15 protein-coding genes and 1 riboswitch are annotated in these 17,363 nt (G+C 54.9%); of the genes, 6 read left to right on the forward strand and 9 right to left on the reverse strand.

What is annotated here, in order from left to right; translation table 11 throughout:
* Positions 1-82: 82 nt before the first annotated feature.
* From MKY86_RS00325 to MKY86_RS00345, 5 genes are all read left to right on the forward strand, one after another.
* Positions 83-1,687, forward strand: coding sequence for a LytS/YhcK type 5TM receptor domain-containing protein (locus MKY86_RS00325; RefSeq protein WP_445669923.1), 1,605 nt, complete (start codon positions 83-85; stop codon positions 1,685-1,687).
* Complete coding sequence (locus MKY86_RS00330; protein WP_076085521.1) at positions 1,684-2,415, forward strand: LytR/AlgR family response regulator transcription factor; 732 nt, start codon at positions 1,684-1,686, stop codon at positions 2,413-2,415. The genes MKY86_RS00325 and MKY86_RS00330 overlap by 4 nt, the downstream gene beginning before the upstream one ends.
* Positions 2,416-2,549: 134 nt before the next feature.
* Complete coding sequence (locus tag MKY86_RS00335; protein ID WP_445669924.1) at positions 2,550-3,806, forward strand: L-lactate MFS transporter; 1,257 nt, start codon at positions 2,550-2,552, stop codon at positions 3,804-3,806.
* Between the two features lie 402 nt (positions 3,807-4,208).
* On the forward strand, positions 4,209-4,757 hold the full coding sequence (locus MKY86_RS00340) for an RNA polymerase sigma factor (protein ID WP_340825571.1): 549 nt from the start codon (positions 4,209-4,211) through the stop codon (positions 4,755-4,757).
* A complete protein-coding gene (locus MKY86_RS00345) occupies positions 4,718-5,701 on the forward strand; it encodes a hypothetical protein (RefSeq protein ID WP_076085527.1) in 984 nt (327 codons plus the stop codon). The genes MKY86_RS00340 and MKY86_RS00345 overlap by 40 nt, the downstream gene beginning before the upstream one ends.
* 221 nt (positions 5,702-5,922) lie before the next feature.
* On the opposite strand, the gene odhB is transcribed toward MKY86_RS00345, so the two are convergent.
* Together odhB and MKY86_RS00355 are read right to left on the reverse strand one after the other, a co-directional pair.
* The gene (odhB, locus tag MKY86_RS00350) at positions 5,923-7,239 is read right to left on the reverse strand and encodes a 2-oxoglutarate dehydrogenase complex dihydrolipoyllysine-residue succinyltransferase (RefSeq protein ID WP_076085530.1); all 1,317 of its coding nucleotides are present in this window, start codon (positions 7,237-7,239) and stop codon (positions 5,923-5,925) included.
* 59 nt (positions 7,240-7,298) lie between these two features.
* Positions 7,299-10,166: a 2-oxoglutarate dehydrogenase E1 component gene (locus tag MKY86_RS00355; RefSeq protein WP_076085533.1), complete on the reverse strand. Its 2,868-nt coding sequence runs from the start codon at positions 10,164-10,166 to the stop codon at positions 7,299-7,301.
* Between the two features lie 495 nt (positions 10,167-10,661).
* Positions 10,662-10,765: riboswitch (cyclic di-GMP riboswitch) on the forward strand.
* A gap of 34 nt (positions 10,766-10,799) precedes the next feature.
* On the opposite strand from MKY86_RS00355, the gene MKY86_RS00360 reads away from it, so the two are divergent.
* A complete protein-coding gene (locus MKY86_RS00360; protein WP_143803895.1) occupies positions 10,800-10,943 on the forward strand; it encodes an anti-repressor SinI family protein in 144 nt (47 codons plus the stop codon).
* A gap of 144 nt (positions 10,944-11,087) precedes the next feature.
* Here MKY86_RS00360 and MKY86_RS00365 read toward each other — a convergent pair whose 3' ends face one another.
* The 7 genes from MKY86_RS00365 to MKY86_RS00395 form a co-directional block, all read right to left on the reverse strand.
* The gene (locus MKY86_RS00365) at positions 11,088-11,420 is read right to left on the reverse strand and encodes a helix-turn-helix domain-containing protein (protein WP_036732876.1); all 333 of its coding nucleotides are present in this window, start codon (positions 11,418-11,420) and stop codon (positions 11,088-11,090) included.
* A gap of 319 nt (positions 11,421-11,739) precedes the next feature.
* Complete coding sequence (locus MKY86_RS00370) at positions 11,740-12,330, reverse strand: TasA family protein (protein WP_036732873.1); 591 nt, start codon at positions 12,328-12,330, stop codon at positions 11,740-11,742.
* A 37-nt stretch (positions 12,331-12,367) separates the two neighbouring features.
* Positions 12,368-12,964 (reverse strand): TasA family protein, encoded by a 597-nt coding sequence (locus MKY86_RS00375; RefSeq protein WP_036732870.1) that lies wholly within the window; start codon positions 12,962-12,964, stop codon positions 12,368-12,370.
* A 99-nt stretch (positions 12,965-13,063) separates the two neighbouring features.
* Positions 13,064-13,666 carry a signal peptidase I SipW gene (sipW, locus tag MKY86_RS00380; RefSeq protein ID WP_076085535.1) on the reverse strand — a complete coding sequence of 201 codons (603 nt, stop codon included), beginning with the start codon at positions 13,664-13,666 and terminating at the stop codon, positions 13,064-13,066.
* Between the two features lies 1 nt (position 13,667).
* Positions 13,668-14,978, reverse strand: a complete 1,311-nt coding sequence (locus MKY86_RS00385) for a hypothetical protein (RefSeq protein WP_076085538.1) — start codon at positions 14,976-14,978, stop codon at positions 13,668-13,670.
* 1,106 nt (positions 14,979-16,084) lie between these two features.
* Positions 16,085-17,062: an aldo/keto reductase gene (locus MKY86_RS00390; RefSeq protein WP_076086805.1), complete on the reverse strand. Its 978-nt coding sequence runs from the start codon at positions 17,060-17,062 to the stop codon at positions 16,085-16,087.
* A 65-nt stretch (positions 17,063-17,127) separates the two neighbouring features.
* Complete coding sequence (locus MKY86_RS00395) at positions 17,128-17,340, reverse strand: hypothetical protein (protein WP_076086808.1); 213 nt, start codon at positions 17,338-17,340, stop codon at positions 17,128-17,130.
* Positions 17,341-17,363 lie beyond the last annotated feature (23 nt).

Raw genomic sequence — 17,363 nt, forward strand, 5'->3', positions numbered from 1 at the left:
TAGCTTGTCCTATGGAGGCGTGAGTGTGCAATATAATCTGAGTATTCTGCTGCAATTGTTGGAGCGGGCAGCGCTGCTGCTGATGTGTCTGTTCGTCCTGAGCCGGGTGCCGCGGTTCAAGGAGATTTTTGCCAAAGGGGTGCATGCCCCTCAGGAGCTGGCGATTGTCACGGTTATCTTCAGCCTGTTCGCCATCTTCGGAACCTACAGCGGGATTAATGTGGAAGGGTCTCTGGTCAACGTGCGGATTATCGCCATTATAGCCGGGGGGATTCTGTTCGGCCCCTGGGTCGGGCTGATTACCGGGATCCTCTCGGGCGTACACCGCTTCCTGATCGATATCGGCGGGGTTACCTCGCTCCCGTGTCTGATTACCAGCATTACAGCGGGTGTGGTATCCGGGATCATCTACCGGCGCACTTCGCCTGAACGCCGCTGGATCGCTGCCATTGCTGCCGGGATGGCCTGCGAGGCACTGACGATGCTGCTGATTCTAGTGATGGCTGATCCCCATTCGCTGGGGGTGGATATCGTCTCCAAGATTGCTTTTCCGATGATAATGGGGCAGATCTGTGCCGGGCTGATCGTTACGCTTGTGCAGAGTGTAGAAGGGGAGAAGGAACGGATTGCCGCGAAGCAGTCCAAGCTGGCGCTGGATATTGCCAATAAGACGCTCCCGTATTTCCGCAGTATTACTCCCGAGTCGCTGCGTACCATCTGCGGAATTATCCAGGAGGATATCGGGGCGGATGCGGTGGCCATTACCGATACCAGAGTTATTCTGGCCTACGTGGGTGTCGGGGAGGAATATTATGCCGAAGCTAATGAAATCATCAGTGAGGAGACGAAGCAGACGCTGAGCAGCGGGGAGATTACCATCCGTGACGACGATACCGAATACATGAACCGTGACATCCGCTCGCTGATCATTATCCCGCTGAAGGAGAAGGGGGAGGTGACGGGATCACTCAAGATCTACTATACCCACGCGCATAAAATCACCTATTCCCTCCAGGCTATGGCGGTAGGGCTGTCACAGATCATCTCCACGCTGATGGAGGTGTCACGGGTTGAGGGGATCAAGGAGATGGCCAACAAGGCCGAGCTGAAGGCACTGCAGACCAGCATCAACCCCCATTTTCTGTTCAATGCGCTGAATGCGATTATCTCCTCGATCAGGATCGACCCGGACAAGGCGCGCGAGCTGATCGTCAATCTGTCGGGGTATATGCGGTATAATCTGGAGCTGACCGATGAGTCCATAGATATCCGGCGCGAGCTGCAGCAGGTGCAGCATTATGTGGAGATTGAGAAGGCCCGCTTCGGCAGCCGCCTGAGCGTTCTGTACGATATAGATGAGGTAGCGGTACGCATTCCGAGTCTGGTCATTCAGCCGCTGGTGGAGAATGCGATTATCCACGGGATTTTGAAGGGGAAAGGGAACGGAACGGTAGACATCTCGGTCAAGGACTACGGAGACAGTGTAAGGGTGCGAATTGCCGATACCGGAGCGGGGATCAGTGAAGAGACGATTGCGAAGGTCTACAGTGGAAGCATGGAGGGCAACAAAATCGGCCTCAACAACGTGCACCAGCGTATCAAGCTGATCTATGGCACGGGTCTGACCATCCGGCGGCTGGCTAAGGGGACGGAAATCTATTTTGATGTGATAAAGGAGCAGCGATGAGAGCGATCATTGTCGAGGATGAAGTGCTGGCAAGACAGGAGCTTACGTATCTGATTCAGACCCACAGCCGGATCAAGATTGCGGCGGAATTCGAGGACGGGCTGGATGCGCTGAAGTACCTGCAGACAGATACGGTGGATGTGATTTTCCTGGATATCAATATCCCTTCAATTGATGGGGTGCTGCTGGCCCATAATATCAGCCGGTTCGCGGTCAAGCCGTATATTGTGTTCATTACAGCCTATAAGGAGCATGCCGCCGAGGCGTTCGAGATTGAAGCGTTCGACTATATTCTGAAGCCTTACAGTGAGACGCGGATCAGAGCGATGCTGCAGAAGCTGGAAGGTGCCATTGCGGCCAGAAGCCGCCAGGGGGAAGAGGGACCGGTGAAGCTGGGCAGCGATAAGGTCAATCTGTGGAAAAATGAAAAGATTATCGTCGTCGATGCGGACGAGATCTATTATGCTTCGGCGCAGGAGAAAACAACGAGTGTGATCACCAAGGGGGAGGAATACAGCATGGCCCTCAGTATCAGTGAATTCCATACCCGCCTGCCGCAGGAGCAGTTCTTCCGCTGTCACCGCTCCTATCTCGTCAATCTGTCCAAAATTAAGGAAATCATCCCCTGGTTCAACAATACCTATCTGCTTAGGCTGCGTGATCTGAATGTGGAGGTTCCAGTCAGCCGCAGCAAGGTGAAGGAATTCAGGCAGATTATGCGTCTCTAACGGCAGTTCATTCCCCGTCAGTGTCATCTCATTCCGGATTTCTCTCAGATGGAGCTCCTTTCGCTACAATGAAGAGGCCAAGTAAGCCTTGAAGCGACTTCAGCGACTTCAGAGAGAAAGAGGGAATTCTGATGATAACGGATACAGCCAGTAAACGGTGGCTCATCGTACTAGGTACAGTAATTATGCAAATGGGACTCGGCACCATCTACACCTGGAGCCTGTTCAATGCACATCTTGTCAGTACATTTGGTTTTGAGCTTAGCTCAGTTTCGATAACGTTCTCTATTACCAGCTTTGCCTTGGCCTTCGCCACACTGTTCGCAGGCAAGCTGCAGGACCGGTTCGGTCTCCGCAGACTGACCGCAGCTTCCGGTATACTGCTCGGGCTGGGGCTGATGCTAAGCTCGCAGGCCAGTTCCCTGCCGATGTTCTACCTGCTGGCTGGCGTAGTGGTCGGGTATGCGGACGGAACGGCGTATATTACTTCGTTGTCCAACCTGATGAAGTGGTTCCCGAAGAATAAGGGACTGATCTCCGGGGTGTCCGTGGGTGCTTACGGAACGGGCAGTCTGATCTTCAAATACATCAACGGCGGCCTGATTGAATCGGCGGGGGTGTCGGATGCTTTTCTATACTGGGGCCTGATGGTCATGCTGATGATCCTCCTCGGCTCGCTGCTGATCCGGGAGGCTCCGGTGGCTGCACCTGCTGTAACTGCTGCGGGAAACCGGGCATCGTCCGCTTCCGGGGCGGCTCTGCTGCCCAAGGATTATACCGTGAAGGAAATGCTCCGCACGAAGGAAGCGTACCTGCTGTTCGTGATTTTCTTCACCGCCTGCATGAGCGGCCTCTATCTGATCGGTATCGTGAAGGATATCGGTGTGCAACTGGCGGGTATGGATGTTGCGACGGCGGCGAATGCGGTAGCGATGATCGCTATCTTCAATACGGCCGGACGCCTGATCCTCGGCGCATTATCCGACCGGGTAAGCCGGACCAAGCTGATTAGTATCACGCTGGCGGTAACGGTTGTGGCGATGTTTACCCTCAGCTATGCCACACTGAGCTATGGCCTGTTCTTCGCCTGTGTGGCGGCCATCGCCTTCTGCTTCGGCGGTAACATCACCGTCTTCCCGGCGATTGTCAGTGACTTCTTCGGCCTGAAGAATCACAGCAAGAACTACGGCATCATCTACCAGGGCTTCGGGATCGGCGCGTTGTCCGGTTCATTCATCGCCGCCTTCCTCGGCGGGTTCAAGCCCACGTTTAACATTATCGGACTGCTGTGTATTCTGGCCTGTATCCTGGCGGTTTCGCTGAAGCCTCCGGTAGCCGGAGCGGCCCGGGCCAAGGGAATGAGCCTGAAGCCTTCACGGCATACGGCTTAAACCATATATAGATTAATGTCGGCTTGAGAGAAACGTAAACAAAGAGTATTATACAGAAAAAGAACGGCAGACCAAGAGAATCGTTATGGAGAAGAGATGTCCTTAGTTCCGCTTGAGCGGAGGGGATGTCTCTTTTCTGTTGTGGGCAGGCACGGCCCGAACGGATGTCATGAGCTGGAGGGGCGCAGGGTTGTCTTACCCGAAGAGTTATAATAGGGTGGATGCTTGGATGAATTAGAGCGGGGAATCCTGTGACATGGAGGATTATTTATAGATTATTGTGCCGGAGAGGCACTTTTTGCAGGAGTCAGGTGTTATAGAGGTATTACAAGTAAGGAGGTGAGGGCAACGTTACAGGGACATATACCGGAGGGTCAGCAGGTAGAAGCAGTTATTATCAGGGTGCAGCAGGGAGAGCAGGAATGCTTCTCCTGGATTGTAGATGCTTATCAACAGCCGATATACCGGTACTGCTGCCGGATGCTGGGCAACACACAGGATGCCGAGGATGCGGTGCAGGATGTACTGGTCAAAGCCTATCAATCCATTAGGGGGTACAAGCCCGCAGTCAGCTTCTCGGCCTGGCTGTACCGGATTGCGGGCAATCATTGTTTGAATCTGTTGCGCCAACGAAGGCGTCAAGGGCAGTTCCTGCAGTTGTTCCGCCCTGCCGCTACAGTGGCCGGCCCGGAGCAGGAGCTGGATCAGCGTTTATATAGCCCGGCGCTTGAGAAGGCTATTGGCCGGCTGTCGCTGGAGGAGCGGAATCTGCTTGTTCTGCGGGTGTTCGAAGAACAGAGCTTCCCCGAGATCAGCGCCATTCTGAATATCAATCCCAATGCGCTGCACAAACGGATGGAGCGGATCAAACGTAAGGTGAGGGAAACGATGCAAGCGGAGGAGGGGATATCATGGAACGGACGAGAATCGGTAATGAGTACCAAGATATAAAAGCCGCAGCCATCGGCGTGGAAGCGTTGCGTAAGGTTGAGATGACGGACAGGGTGATGGCCCGGGTTCGGGAATTGGGACCGCAGCGTAGTCCGCGCGGGATCAGGTTTGTTAGTAAAACGGCGGCATTCTCAGGGATGCTGGTCATGCTGCTGCTGGTTACAGTGACAGCTTACGCCGCCTCGGAGTATATTCAGATCCGGAATAAGGCGGGTGAGGTGAAGGTGCAGCATGTACCCAAAGATCCGCGTCCTGTAGAGCCGGCGCCGTATTACCAATATGCATCGAAGCTGATGGACTTTGCTAAACCCGGGGAACTGATTGCTTATTTCGTCAGAGGGGAGAAGCTCCCGGAAGGCGCGAAATCTGCACTGCAGTATACAATGAAGGAGCTGCGTCTGACCGATTATTCTGCGTTTCTTGAAGAGATGAAGAAATGGAAGATACCGGTGCTGCCCAAGGAAGCTGGAGGCTATGTGTTTGAGTCCGGCAGGATCACTCCGGGTTCCCCCTCAGAGAAGGAATATGACAACCATCCGCTGTACCGTCAAACCCTTGATGAGCTGATCGCCGAGGCGAGACAGGACACCAGCCGTAATCTGTTCATGAAGGCCATCCCGTGGAACAAGGTGTCGTTCTTTGACAGCATATACACCAAGCAAGGAGCGGTTATTAATATAGCAGTTTCCTTCTTGGGAGAGAGCAATATACAGGTGTATCAGGAGACGAACAACACGCCGGAAAAGCTTAAGGTAGAAGGAAGGGAGATTGTCTACAATCTGGTAAGCAGACCGGACCTGAAACCGGGCTTCAGCTACCATTACCTGAACTGGTACAATGAGCAGCAGGATGCTTACTACACGGTCTCCACTTACGGAGATAGGGAGTTGCCGAAGCAGAAGGTTCTCGACCTGGCAGGTGAATTGATCCGGGGCGGATTATAGAGAGGGTATTCATTCGGGAACCAATCTGTGTAGTCATACAACATTTTTGGATTTTGGTCATTTAAATGAGGCGGATGTTTTATTTTCTATATGAATTTCATGGCACGAAGGAGAAGTCAGTTATACGAAAAGGCATCCGAAGAGCGTAGCCTACACGCTTCATCGGATGCCTTTTAAATCTTAAGGAAAGATTCGATTTGAAAAGTGATCAAGCCGCAGGCTTAACCTTCGAGCAGCAGGGATTCCGGGTCCTCCAGCAATTCCTTGACTCTGACCAGGAAGCTGACCGCTTCTGATCCGTCCACGATCCGGTGATCGTAGGACAAGGCGATGTACATCATCGGACGGTTGACCGTGCGCTCCTCATCCAGCGCGATGGGGCGCAGCTGGATCTTGTGCATGCCGAGAATGCCGACCTGCGGGGTGTTGAGGATCGGTGTGGACAGCAGGGAGCCGAACACTCCGCCGTTCGTGATCGTGAAGGTACCGCCCTGAAGCTCGGGCAGGCTGAGCGTATTGGCGCGCGCCTTGGAGGCCAACTCGCCGATACGCCGCTCGATCTCTGGGAAGCTAAGCCGGTCGGCATCGCGGACGACGGGTACGACCAGGCCTTCCTTGGCAGCTACGGCAATGCCGATGTCGTAATATTTCTTGAGCAGGAGATCTTCTCCGTCGATCTCGGCGTTCAGCATCGGGTAAGCCTTGAGCGCGCCGATGACGGCCTTGGTGAAGAAGGACATGAAGCCGAGTCCGACCTCGTGCTTCTCCTTGAAGGCATCCTTGCGGCGCTTGCGGATGTCGAGAATGGCCGTCATGTCCACCTCGTTGAAGGTGGTCAGCATCGCGGCCGTCTGCTGCGCTTCGACCAGGCGGCTGGCAATCGTCAGCCGCCGCCGCGACATGCGCTTGCGCTCGGTGGCTTTGCCGTCCTCGGCGTGCGGCGCCTTGCCCGCTGCCTGCGGCGCGGGCTTCGCCGGCTCCGGCCGCACGGCCGCCGGAGCTGCTGGCGCAGCGGCCTGCGGCCCGGCTGCGCCATGACCATCCACATCGGCCTGACCGATCCGGCCGATAGGGTCGCGGGCACTGACCTCGCCGAGGTCGATGCCCCGCTCCCGCGCCAGCTTGCGCGCCCCCGGCGAAGCCAGGGCCGCAGTGCCTGCCGCCGCACCTTCGGCGGCGGCTGGAGCCGTTACCGCAGCGGCCGGTTCAGCCGCTGCGGCACTTGCGGCAGCAGCAGGCGCGCTGCCGCTCTGCAGTGCATTATCTGCTGCAGGCTTGCCCCCGCTGGCAGCACCTGCCCCGGCGGCGCTGCCGATGATGCCGATGGCTTCGCCAACGGCAACGTTCTCGCCCGCCTGGCGCAGGATGGAGGAGATGACGCCGTCCTCCTCCGCACTGATCTCGAGATTGACCTTGTCGGTCTCAAGCTCGGCAAGCACATCTCCCTGGCCGACAGTGTCGCCTTCTTTAACCAGCCATTTGTAGATCGTTCCTTCGGAAATCGATTCGCCCAAATCGGGTACTTTTATCTCGGACACAGGCCGTACCTCCCCAAATATAGTGGTGTGCGTGATATCGGATGACCGCCTTGCTGTGCTCAGGAAGACGGTACAGGTGCTTGCACTGCAGCATTCAATTTCAGGGCTTCCCGGACAATGCGCCGCTGCTCGAAGCTGTGGACATCTGCGTAGCCGCTGGCCGGACTGGAACGGTCCGGACGGCCGATATACTGGACAGTGACCTTCTGCGGTGCGATGGCGCGCAGCCGGGATTCGGCATACGTCCACCCGCCCATATTCTTCGGTTCTTCCTGCACCCAGACGATCTCCTCCAGAGAGCTGAAGCTGCTAAGGTGAGCGCCAAGCTCGCGTTCCGGGAACGGATAGAGCTGTTCCATGCGCAAAATGTGCAGCCAGGAGAAGTCCTGTCCGCGCGTTGCCTCCAGCTCCGTCTGCAAGTCGATGGCCACCTTGCCGCTGCATACCACGAGGCGCTTCACGGCTTCCGGCTTACTGCCGAGCAGCGGCTCGGGAAGAACCGGCTGGAAGGTGCCCGAAGCGAGGTCCGCTCCGGCTGAGGTGCTGCGCGTGTTACGGATCAGGCTCTTCGGCGCCATGATCACCAGCGGCCGGGCATCCGGTTGTCCGCAGAGCGCGGCCTGACGGCGGAGCAGATGGAAATACTGCGCAGCGCTGGTCAGGTTGGCTACAGTCCAGTTCTCCTCGGCGGAGAGCTGGAGGAACCGTTCCATTCGGCCGCTGGAGTGCTCTGGTCCTTGGCCTTCATAGCCATGAGGCAGCAGGATCGTCAGATTGCTGCGCTGCGTCCACTTGGCACGGCCGGCGGAAATGAACTGGTCGATAATGACCTGAGCGGCATTGGCGAAGTCGCCATATTGAGCCTCCCAGATGACGAAGGTCTCCGGTGCGAACACGTTATAACCATATTCGAAGCCGAGGACAGAGGCCTCGGACAGCGGACTGTTGTAGACGCCGAAGGAAGCGCCGGAATCACTCAGCTGATGCAGCGGAGAATAGAGTTCGCCGTTCTCGCTGTCATGCAGCACCAGATGGCGGTGGGCGAAGGTGCCGCGCTGTGAATCCTGTCCGCTGAGGCGGATCGGCGTGCCATCCTTCAGGATGGTAGCGAAGGCCAGTGTCTCTGCCAGCGCCCAGTCTACCCGCTCTCCGTCATTCAGCGCATCCTTGCGGCGCTGAAGAATCCGTTCCAGCTTCGGATAGACCTTGAAGCCTGCCGGTACGCGCAGCAGCTCGCGGTTAATCTCCTGCAGACCGGCCAGAGGGAAGGCTGTCGGACGCTGCTGGGGACTGCTGTTATCCAGCGCGACGGCGGTTTTGGACTCCGCATTCTTCTGCTTGCCTTCCTTCATCTGATCGAAGGCCTGCTGGAGGACGCTCTCCGCCTCGGCAATCATGTTCTTCAGATCATCGGCTGTGATTACCTTCTCGCGCTCCAGGCGTTCTGCATAAGCGCGGTACACAGTAGGGTGGTTCCGCACCTTGCCGTACACAATCGGCTGGGTCGTCTCGGGATCATCCATTTCATTATGTCCGTGGCGCCGGTAGCCGATCAGATCAATCAGGAAGTCCTTCTTGAACATATGGCGGTAAGCGCTGGCCAGACGGACTGCGGCAATACAGGCTTCCGGGTCATCGGCATTGACATGCACGACCGGAATCTCATACCCTTTGGCCAGGTCGCTGGCATAATGGGTGGAGCGGGAATCCTCGCTCTCTGTGGTGAAGCCGATCCGGTTATTGACGATAATATGCACGGTACCGCCATTCTGATAACCCTGCAATTTGCCGATATTAAGCGTCTCAGCGACAATACCTTCGCCAGGGAAGGCTGCATCGCCGTGCATCAGCACAGCCATAGCCTTGCTTGTGTTCAGCTTAGGCAGTCCCGGAGCGTTGCGTTCTTCCTGTGCGGCGCGTGTGAAGCCCTCGACTACAGGATTGACGAATTCAAGATGGCTCGGGTTATTGGCCAGCGTGATCCGGGTACGTACGGTCTCGCCTTCGCGGACGGCACGGTCAGCCCCGAGATGGTACTTCACATCACCGCTCCAGCCGTAGGTCACGCCCATGGAGCCTTCTGAAGGGAACAGCTCTTTGTTCGGCGAATGATGGAACTCTGAGAAAATAATATCATAAGGCTTGCCCAGAATATGGGCCAGCACATTAAGTCTTCCGCGGTGGGCCATACCCATCAGGATATGCTCTGCGCCGTCATGCGCGGCAGCCCGCACAATCTCATCCAGCATCGGCACAAGGGCATCATTGCCCTCCAGGCTGAAGCGCTTTTGGCCGACGAAGGTCTTGTGCAGGAAGGTCTCGAAATGCTCCACCTGAACCAGCCGCTTCAGCAGCTCTTTGCGTTCTGTATTATTCAGCGGAGCCGGGGAGGTCATCGATTCCGCCTGGCTGTTGAGCCAGCGCAGCTCGCGTTCATCATGCACATGCCCGAATTCATAAGCAATGGTCTGTGTATAGGCCTGGCGCATTCTGTGGACGGCATCCATCGCGGTATGCACATCCGCAGGGGCATTATCCCAAATCAGCGAAGCGGGCAGGGCATTAAGATCCTCGCGGGTAAGCTCGTAGGTCTCCAGCTCCAGCCATTTGGCCATCGGGTTCGTGCTGCGCTCCAGCGGGTCAATGTCTGCGGCCATATGGCCATATATTCGAATATTGGCGATCAGCTTCGAGGCCTTGACAGCCTTCTTGAGCCACTCGGCATCTGCTGATACGGCAGGCCTTGGAGCCCTCTCGGCATCGGGTGCCAGTGGAGGGGGGCCGGATACGGTGAAGAGATCGCGGTAATGCTGTTCAACAGAAGAGGGGTCCTTGACAAATTGCTCATATCTTTCTTGGATGTAGCCCAGGTTGGGGCCGTAGTATTTGCTCCATACTGTGTCGTTATAGGGCTCTTTGACTGCCATGAATAGGTCCTCCTAACGGATAAACTCCACGCGAGGCATCCAGTGTGCCACTTGGCGGAGCTGCAAATGTTTGCGGTTTCATTCTCACCTTATTGTGCTACTTTCCGGCGGGGTAATCAATTCATACTTTCGGTCAATCCGTTCGCAATTTGGCATGATTCATTACAGTATTCATACGGAACTATCATAAATAGAAAAAACACATATAACAGCCCGTTATACATACAAATGGGTAATTGTCTCTATACGATGTTGCGTGAAGCGGTAAGTCGGGGCGGATGGGGTTCCCTTTAGTATAATTAAACTATTAGCTAGTGTTTGAACTTGGAACTGGAAATATTTATACAAGCCGCTGGCAATTTCAGCTAAGTTTCCTCACATTTTTTCATAAAAAAATTCCAGAAAACGACACACTAATTGCATATGATCTTGTATAATGTTATTGCGGAGAACGGTTTCATCGATTCTTGCCAGATCCTTTCATGATGGAAAGGGTCCAGTAAAAGGTAAACCTGCCGAAAGACAGGGGCACAAAGTCTCGGATCTAAAGTAGAAATACTACAAAGTAGCAATACTACTATGATGGCCGGACTGCCTGGGGACGCGAAAATTCTAGGAGGAGATTTCTTGGATATGTCCAACCAGGGGAATGACGAGCTGCAGGCAGTAGATCTGGATTTAGAATGGGTGCACTTGCTGATGTCTGCCAAGCAGGCGGGGATCGCGGCGGAGGATATCCGCCGGTTTCTAAGTGAGAAGGCGCTCCAGGCGATGTAAGGGCGGTCATCATTGTTCGGATACATACAGAAAAGGCACAGCGTCCGGTACGCTGTGCCTTTTCTGTATGCCGCTTGAAAGGCTGCCTTCGCCGAAGTCGGCCTCCCTGCTGTGCGGAGTCTTCCTGTGGCATATAATGCTCGTCTAGTTGTCCTTTTGTTCCATGCGCCATTTCTGGTAATCGAGGAATTCCTTGAATTCGCGTTTGCTTATACCGGAGGCCATGGCCTCCTGAACAAGCCGGAACCATTCCCCGTCCAGAGCCTGTTCTTCCGTCTCTGCCAGTCCGCCATACAACAGTGCATGAATGGATACCTGAAGCGCGTCAGCGATTTTTTCGATGAATTGAATGGAGGGGTTGGATTGAATGTTCCGTTCCACATTACTGAGGTATGATTTCGCCACATCAGCCTTATCGGCAAGCTCGGATAACGAATAGCCCTTCTCCAGCCGGAGTTTGTGGATGCGGCTTCCCATAGTATCTGACACGATTACAACGCCCTCCGTACTTTTTTTGGTGAAAAATAAGAAGTTATATGCTTCGCGCTATACATTCTCCTTATCTTTCTCGTTGAAACGGTACCGCCCGTTCAAAGGCCGGCAAAGCCGTTTTCTCTTGTCAGTATAACAAAAATCCGCAAAACGGACAAAAATCCTTGAACCCGGCAGCGGGGAAAAAGAAACGGCATACCCGCCCGGATGGGGGAGGATATGCCGTCTTGATGGATTGCTGAAACGCTGCCTTCCTAATAAAGGACGGCAAAGCCATGTTCATTTGTATAGGCTGGCCCCTGAGCTACTTGGCTTCTCCCACTCCTTGAAGAGCATCGAAGGTCCAGTTCAGCGCTAAGCCGTCACCCTGGAAAATGTTCTGATCGAGCGTGTTGTCTACGAATTCGAAGGCGATCTTGAAGGTCTTGGACCCGGCGGCGGCAATCCCGCCTGGCAGTACACCTGCTGCTACGAGATCGTAGCTGGGGGTGTTTTTCAGATCCTTCAGGGAGATCTCGGACAGCACATGACCGCTTAGTGAACCGCCGGTGTACGTATTATCCAGGAGCTTGACCTTGAAGTGGTCTCCGAGATCCTGGCCCGCGTTATCGCCCTTGGCATCGGTCACGGTGTAAGTGGTGGCAAGCTTAAGGAATTTGATATCCAGTGTCCCGTCATTGGACAGGGTGAAGGTGCGGACGGTGTAGTCTCCCGGCTTCAGATTCGTCAGCGCTACCGGAGTATTGAAGGAAGAGCCGAGCTTCAGCGTACCCGCTGCGAAGGTTGCCGTGCTGGTAGCTGTGGAGCTGAAGTAAGCGAAGGTGCCCCCGCCGATTAAAGACAAGCCCAGTGCTGCCGATGCTACGCCAAGACCCAATGTTTTTTTGATACCCATCATTTATTTCCTCCTCGAATGGTTTGTTTTTGTGGAATTATTTGAGCGTGCCTTTTTCCTGGTTGGCTTCGAAATTCAGAGTCAGTGCAAGCGTGTCGCCCTGATAATAGTTCTGCGGCTGGAGGGTCTCCTTGAAGGCGAACTGGATGGTCAGGTTATCCGACGTGCCGGCTTTGATGCCGGACTTCTCTCCGCCTAAGATCGCTCCGAGAATTCCCCGGGCCACCAGATCGGGACTCTCCTGCTCCAGATCGGCCAGCGAGATGACCAGGAGCGGCGATTCTTTCTTATCCTTGTTCACGAGGAAGGTCACAATAATATCATCCTTGAAATTATGGGAGCCGTTGTCTCCCTGGGCGTCTGTAATGGCCGATGAGGTGCGCAGTACCACTTTGGGAATATTGAGCGTCCCGTCATTTTTGAGCTTGAAGTCCCGTAAGACGGTATCGCCCGGCTTGAGATTGCTGAGATTAACAATGACGGAGGGATCAGATTGTAATGATAGGGTTCCGTTGTTAAAAGAAGCTGAGGAAGTAGAAGTGCTGCTGAAGTAAGCGAAGGTGCCTCCGCCGACCAGGGTTAAGCCTAATGCTGCCGATACAACGCCGAGACCTAATGTTTTTTTGACGTTCATTTGTTCATCCCTCTCTTTTGAGTCTGCTTTGTGCATAGCCGGTGCTTCCGGCAAGCTGTATTGTGGCTCCGCGTTTCGTAAACGGGAGAGAACAATTGATCATTGTACGAGGTCAGTCAGAGTATCCGGCCCGCCGCTGCTGGCTGCGGATGACGGGGCATTCTTCTTTTCCAGTGCTGCAACGGCCTTCCAGGAAGAATACAGCGCGTAGAGAAGCAGGAGCAGTCCGGGAATAATCATCAGCACTACGCTTCCGGCTTTGGAGACTGCGAAGCTCATGGCATAGCCCACATAGGGGACGGTCACGCCGGTGTACTCACCGACCACATTCGTGGAACTGACGGCTGCGGTGTCGGCTGAATCATTATTGTCGCCCTTGGTGGTGTAGCTGGCTTCCCCCAGAGCACTGTTCAGCTCGGCATCGACCACGCGGTGGGTAATCAGAATGTTATCGGGATTCAGAAAAGTGATCACATCGCCCTTCTGGAATCGGGTCATGTCCCCGCCCGGCTTAATGGCCACAATGGAACCGGTCTGGATGCCGGGCTCCATGGAGCCGGATAATACCGTCTTGATCTGGTAGCCGAAGAAGGAGGGCTCGCCGCCGGAGGCTTTGGAGATGACAACGGCTGTGATTAGCACCAGGAACACTATAAGAATCAGAGTGGAAATTATCGTATTGGCTATTTTTCGGATGCGCATCTTATTCGCCGCCTTTGCTGGGTTCAGATTGTGGAGCCGGTGTAGCTGTAGGAGCAGGCTGCGCGCCGTCCATTACAGTGCCTGGAATTACGCTGCCGGGTAATGGATCTGGAGTTGCTTCCGGTAAAAGAAGCTCAGACGCCGGAGTGGCAGTGGGAATAACCTCTGCTGCTGCTGAAGCTGTGGGGACTGGATTGTCCTCTACAGGCGCTGCGGGAGCAGGCTCCTCTGCAGGCTGGATTTTGTCAGGAAGACTGGTTGCGGCCGGCTGGTTCTGTGCTTGTTCATGCTCCAGCTTCAGCGCTTCGTCAGCAGCCTTCTGCTTCTCTATGGCAAGCCGCTGGGCTTCCTCCGCTCTGGCTTTATCGGCCTTTTCAAGCGCCAGGCGTTCCTCTTCCTCTTGCTGTGCCTTCGCTTTGTCCTCAAGGGTTGTTTTGGCTTCAGCGATTTCTGTGAGCCGCTCCTGTAAGGTATGGATGGTGGAGAACAGGGTATCCTTGGACGCCGTTAATTCGGTATTCAACTGCTCATACGTGGCCAGCAGCGCGGGGGATACCTGCGAATCTGCTTGGTAGGCGCTGGTTACGAATGAAAGGATAGGCTCTTCAGCAGGGAAGCTGTAGTCATCCTGCCGGAGCAAGACGCGGTCCGGATTGCCGGTGGGCAAGGATCCGCCGATATCATGAATCGAGCCAAGATACTGCACAATTCCGCTTAACGTCTCTGCCAGCGATTCCGACAGAATCCCGCTTTGATGAAGGCTCTCTTGAATCTGGTCGAAGAACTGGGCATCACGGATTTCCAGACAGTTAGGATCGAGGTTCACCATATATCCTCCAAGCTTGTGCAGAATGGCCGCTGCATTGCCAATTTCCTGCAGAATGTGTTGCCAGACCGTCCCATTGAAGCTCAGCTGCTTCTCCAGCAGGTCGATCTCGCTGCCAGCTTGAGTGAGCTCGGACGAGAGTTCATCCGCAGCCTGATCCAGCTCTGCAAGCGACAGCTCTCCGGCAGCGACTGAGGTGTTATACACTCCGCTGATGCTATGGCTGCCAAGGGAAGCTTTCAGCTCTATGACGGTGTTTAGATGCCCGCTGAATTCCGACAACAACTGCTCAATCTGACCCGGGAAAACCGAACACAGCCCGATGGAGCTGATCTGTTCCTGGGAGGTATTGAACTCTCCATAGGTGCTGCCGATCTGGCCTGAGGTGTACATCAGGAGCACAGATACGGCCATACCCGATTGCAGAATCCGCAGGCCGAGCTTCCTGGTTTTCCGTTTGCGCCGCTTGGCAGATCTGGGGTACATAGCTAAGCCCCCTCTCGAGTTGCTAATGAATAATTCGTTATATTCGTTCTTAATAAAGAACGATATCGTAAGCAAATCATACACCGCGCTGCTCAGAAAAGAAAAATGTTATTTTCAGCGGAATGTTCGCAATAAAGTACGAAATGTATTAGATATCTCTATTTATCTGACGATATCGCTGTTTTTCACAAATGTTCTTTATAAAGAACGGTCGGCGGGCGTGGCTGGGAGGGTAGGGAGAGTAACTAGTGCACCTGAATGGGGCGAAAGTGGGCGATACGCGGAAATGAGGAGCACTAGTGCACCTGAATGGGGCGAAAGTGGGCGATACGCGGAAATGAGGAGCACTAGTGCACCTGAATGGGGCGAAAGTGGGTAGTAGGCGGAAAGGAGGAGCACTAGTGCACCTGAATCCGACGAAAGTGGGTAGTAGGCGAAAATGAGGAGCACTAGTGCACCTGAATGGGGCGAAAGTGGGCGATACGCGGAAAGGAGGAGCGCTAGTGCACCTGAATCCGACGAAAGTGGGTAGTAGGCGAAAATGAGGAGCACTAGTGCACCTGAATCAGGCGAAAGTGGGCGATACGCGGAAAGGAGGAGCACTAGTGCACCTGAATCCGGTGAAAGCGGGCGATCCGCGAAAATGAAGAGCACTAGTGCACCTGAATCCGGTGAACGCGGGCGATAGGCGAAAAGGAGGAGCACTAGTGCACCTGAATCCGGTGAAAGCGGGCGATACGCGGAAAGGAGGAGCACTAGTGCACCTGAATGGGGCGAAAGTGGGTAGTAGGCGGAAAGGAGGAGCACTAGTGCACCTGAATGGGGCGAAAGTGGGCGATACGCGGAAATGAGGAGCACTAGTGCACCTGAATCAGGCGAAAGTGGGCGATACGCGGAAAGGAGGAGCACTAGTGCACCTGAATGGGGCGAAAGTGGGCGATACGCGGAAATGAGGAGAACTAGTGCACCAGTTGGCTGAACGATGGGGTTTAGAGTAATCCACGGCAAAGAAGGTACTGTCCATAAAAGGATAGTACCCTCTCCGATGCACCTGTTCAATTTCAGTGTACCTGCCCAATAATCCGGATCTCCAGCAAACTACACCCTTAAGGAAGCTTCTCCCCGCGCGATGTGACGTACAGCTCATACCATTCCTTGCGGGAGAGCTCTACCTGGTCTGCGCCTGCACAGGCGGCGATCCGCTGCGGATTCACGGTGCCGATGACGGGCTGGATGGCTGCGGGATGGGTCATCAGCCAAGCCAGCACGATAGCCTCGGGCGTTGTGCCCTTCTCGTCAGCAAGTCTCTGTACCATGGCTGCTGTATTCACAACATTCTCCGGCTGGCCTTCAAGCGGCCGTCCGCTGAAGAGTCCCTGGGCCAGGGGGCCCCAGGCCTGAAGCTGGATGTTCCCGGCACGGCAATACTCCATGGTGCCCTCCGGGAATGTAATGTCCTTCCACGGGTCGCGGTTCACGCTGAGTACGGCGTCAACCCAGCTGATCCGGGACAGGCTCATATGCAGCTGGTTGACAATGAACGGCTCGTCGCAATAAGTCTGTAACAGCTGGATCTGGGCGGCGCTCATGTTGGAGACGCCGAAGTGGCGCACCTTGCCGGAGGCCTTGAGCCGATGGAGCGCTTCCGCCACTTCTTCAGGGTCCATTAACGGGTCGGGGCGGTGCAGCAGCAGAATATCAATATACTCTGTGCCCAGCCGTGCGAGAGTTCCATCGACGCTGGACAGAATGTGCTCCCTGGAGAGGTCGAAGCTATTGGAGATATCGCCTGGCTCCATCAGCTTGATGCCGCATTTCGACTGGAGCAGGATGTCCCCGCGCAGACCCGGCCGTTCCTTGAAGATCTGTCCGAACACCTTCTCTGCCTTGCCCCGGGTATAGATATCCGCATGGTCAAAAAAATTAATACCTATAGACAGCGCCGCATCCAGCGCCTCATGCCCCTGCTTCATATTCGCAGCCGTGACCGGTTCACGGTCCCAGCCGCCGCCCAGCCCCATGCAGCCCAGGGCGATACGGCTGGCAGGTATGCCGCGCCGGTTAAGGGGTAACGCTCTCAGCAATGTGATCCCTCCATACCATTAAGCTTGTAAATGCTCCGATGATACTACCGGAAAAGCACACACCTTCAGAACCCGGTGTGGTATCTCTTGTCGCTGGAGGAGCGGTGTTTCGTGGTCTCTTTATCCTTCTCTTCCTCTTTCTCGAGTGTCAGGTCCTCTACGGGTATCGGGTCTACATGCTGCTGGCTCTCATCTACATCGAACAGGCTGGGCTTGTCCGTAGGGTATTGCTCCGGGTGGTCACGCTCGTCTCTGATCGGCTTTTTGTCATCGTTCATAGCGGCTTCACTTCCCTTTCCAG

It is taken from the genome of Paenibacillus sp. FSL R7-0333, assembly GCF_038000365.1.
Classification (GTDB): domain Bacteria; phylum Bacillota; class Bacilli; order Paenibacillales; family Paenibacillaceae; genus Paenibacillus_AQ; species Paenibacillus_AQ silagei.

Excerpts from the sequence above, each read along its gene's own strand:
- MKY86_RS00325 (WP_445669923.1), top strand. The coding sequence starts at position 83 with ATGTGTCTGTTCGTCCTGAGCCGGGTGCCGCGGTTCAAGGAGATTTTT.
- MKY86_RS00330 (WP_076085521.1), top strand. The coding sequence starts at position 1,684 with ATGAGAGCGATCATTGTCGAGGATGAAGTGCTGGCAAGACAGGAGCTT.
- MKY86_RS00345 (WP_076085527.1), top strand. The coding sequence starts at position 4,718 with ATGGAACGGACGAGAATCGGTAATGAGTACCAAGATATAAAAGCCGCA.
- MKY86_RS00355 (WP_076085533.1), bottom strand. The coding sequence starts at position 10,166 with ATGGCAGTCAAAGAGCCCTATAACGACACAGTATGGAGCAAATACTAC.
- MKY86_RS00360 (WP_143803895.1), top strand. The coding sequence starts at position 10,800 with ATGTCCAACCAGGGGAATGACGAGCTGCAGGCAGTAGATCTGGATTTA.
- MKY86_RS00365 (WP_036732876.1), bottom strand. The coding sequence starts at position 11,420 with ATGGGAAGCCGCATCCACAAACTCCGGCTGGAGAAGGGCTATTCGTTA.
- MKY86_RS00370 (WP_036732873.1), bottom strand. The coding sequence starts at position 12,330 with ATGGGTATCAAAAAAACATTGGGTCTTGGCGTAGCATCGGCAGCACTG.
- MKY86_RS00375 (WP_036732870.1), bottom strand. The coding sequence starts at position 12,964 with ATGAACGTCAAAAAAACATTAGGTCTCGGCGTTGTATCGGCAGCATTA.
- sipW (WP_076085535.1), bottom strand. The coding sequence starts at position 13,666 with ATGCGCATCCGAAAAATAGCCAATACGATAATTTCCACTCTGATTCTT.
- MKY86_RS00385 (WP_076085538.1), bottom strand. The coding sequence starts at position 14,978 with ATGTACCCCAGATCTGCCAAGCGGCGCAAACGGAAAACCAGGAAGCTC.
- MKY86_RS00395 (WP_076086808.1), bottom strand. The coding sequence starts at position 17,340 with ATGAACGATGACAAAAAGCCGATCAGAGACGAGCGTGACCACCCGGAG.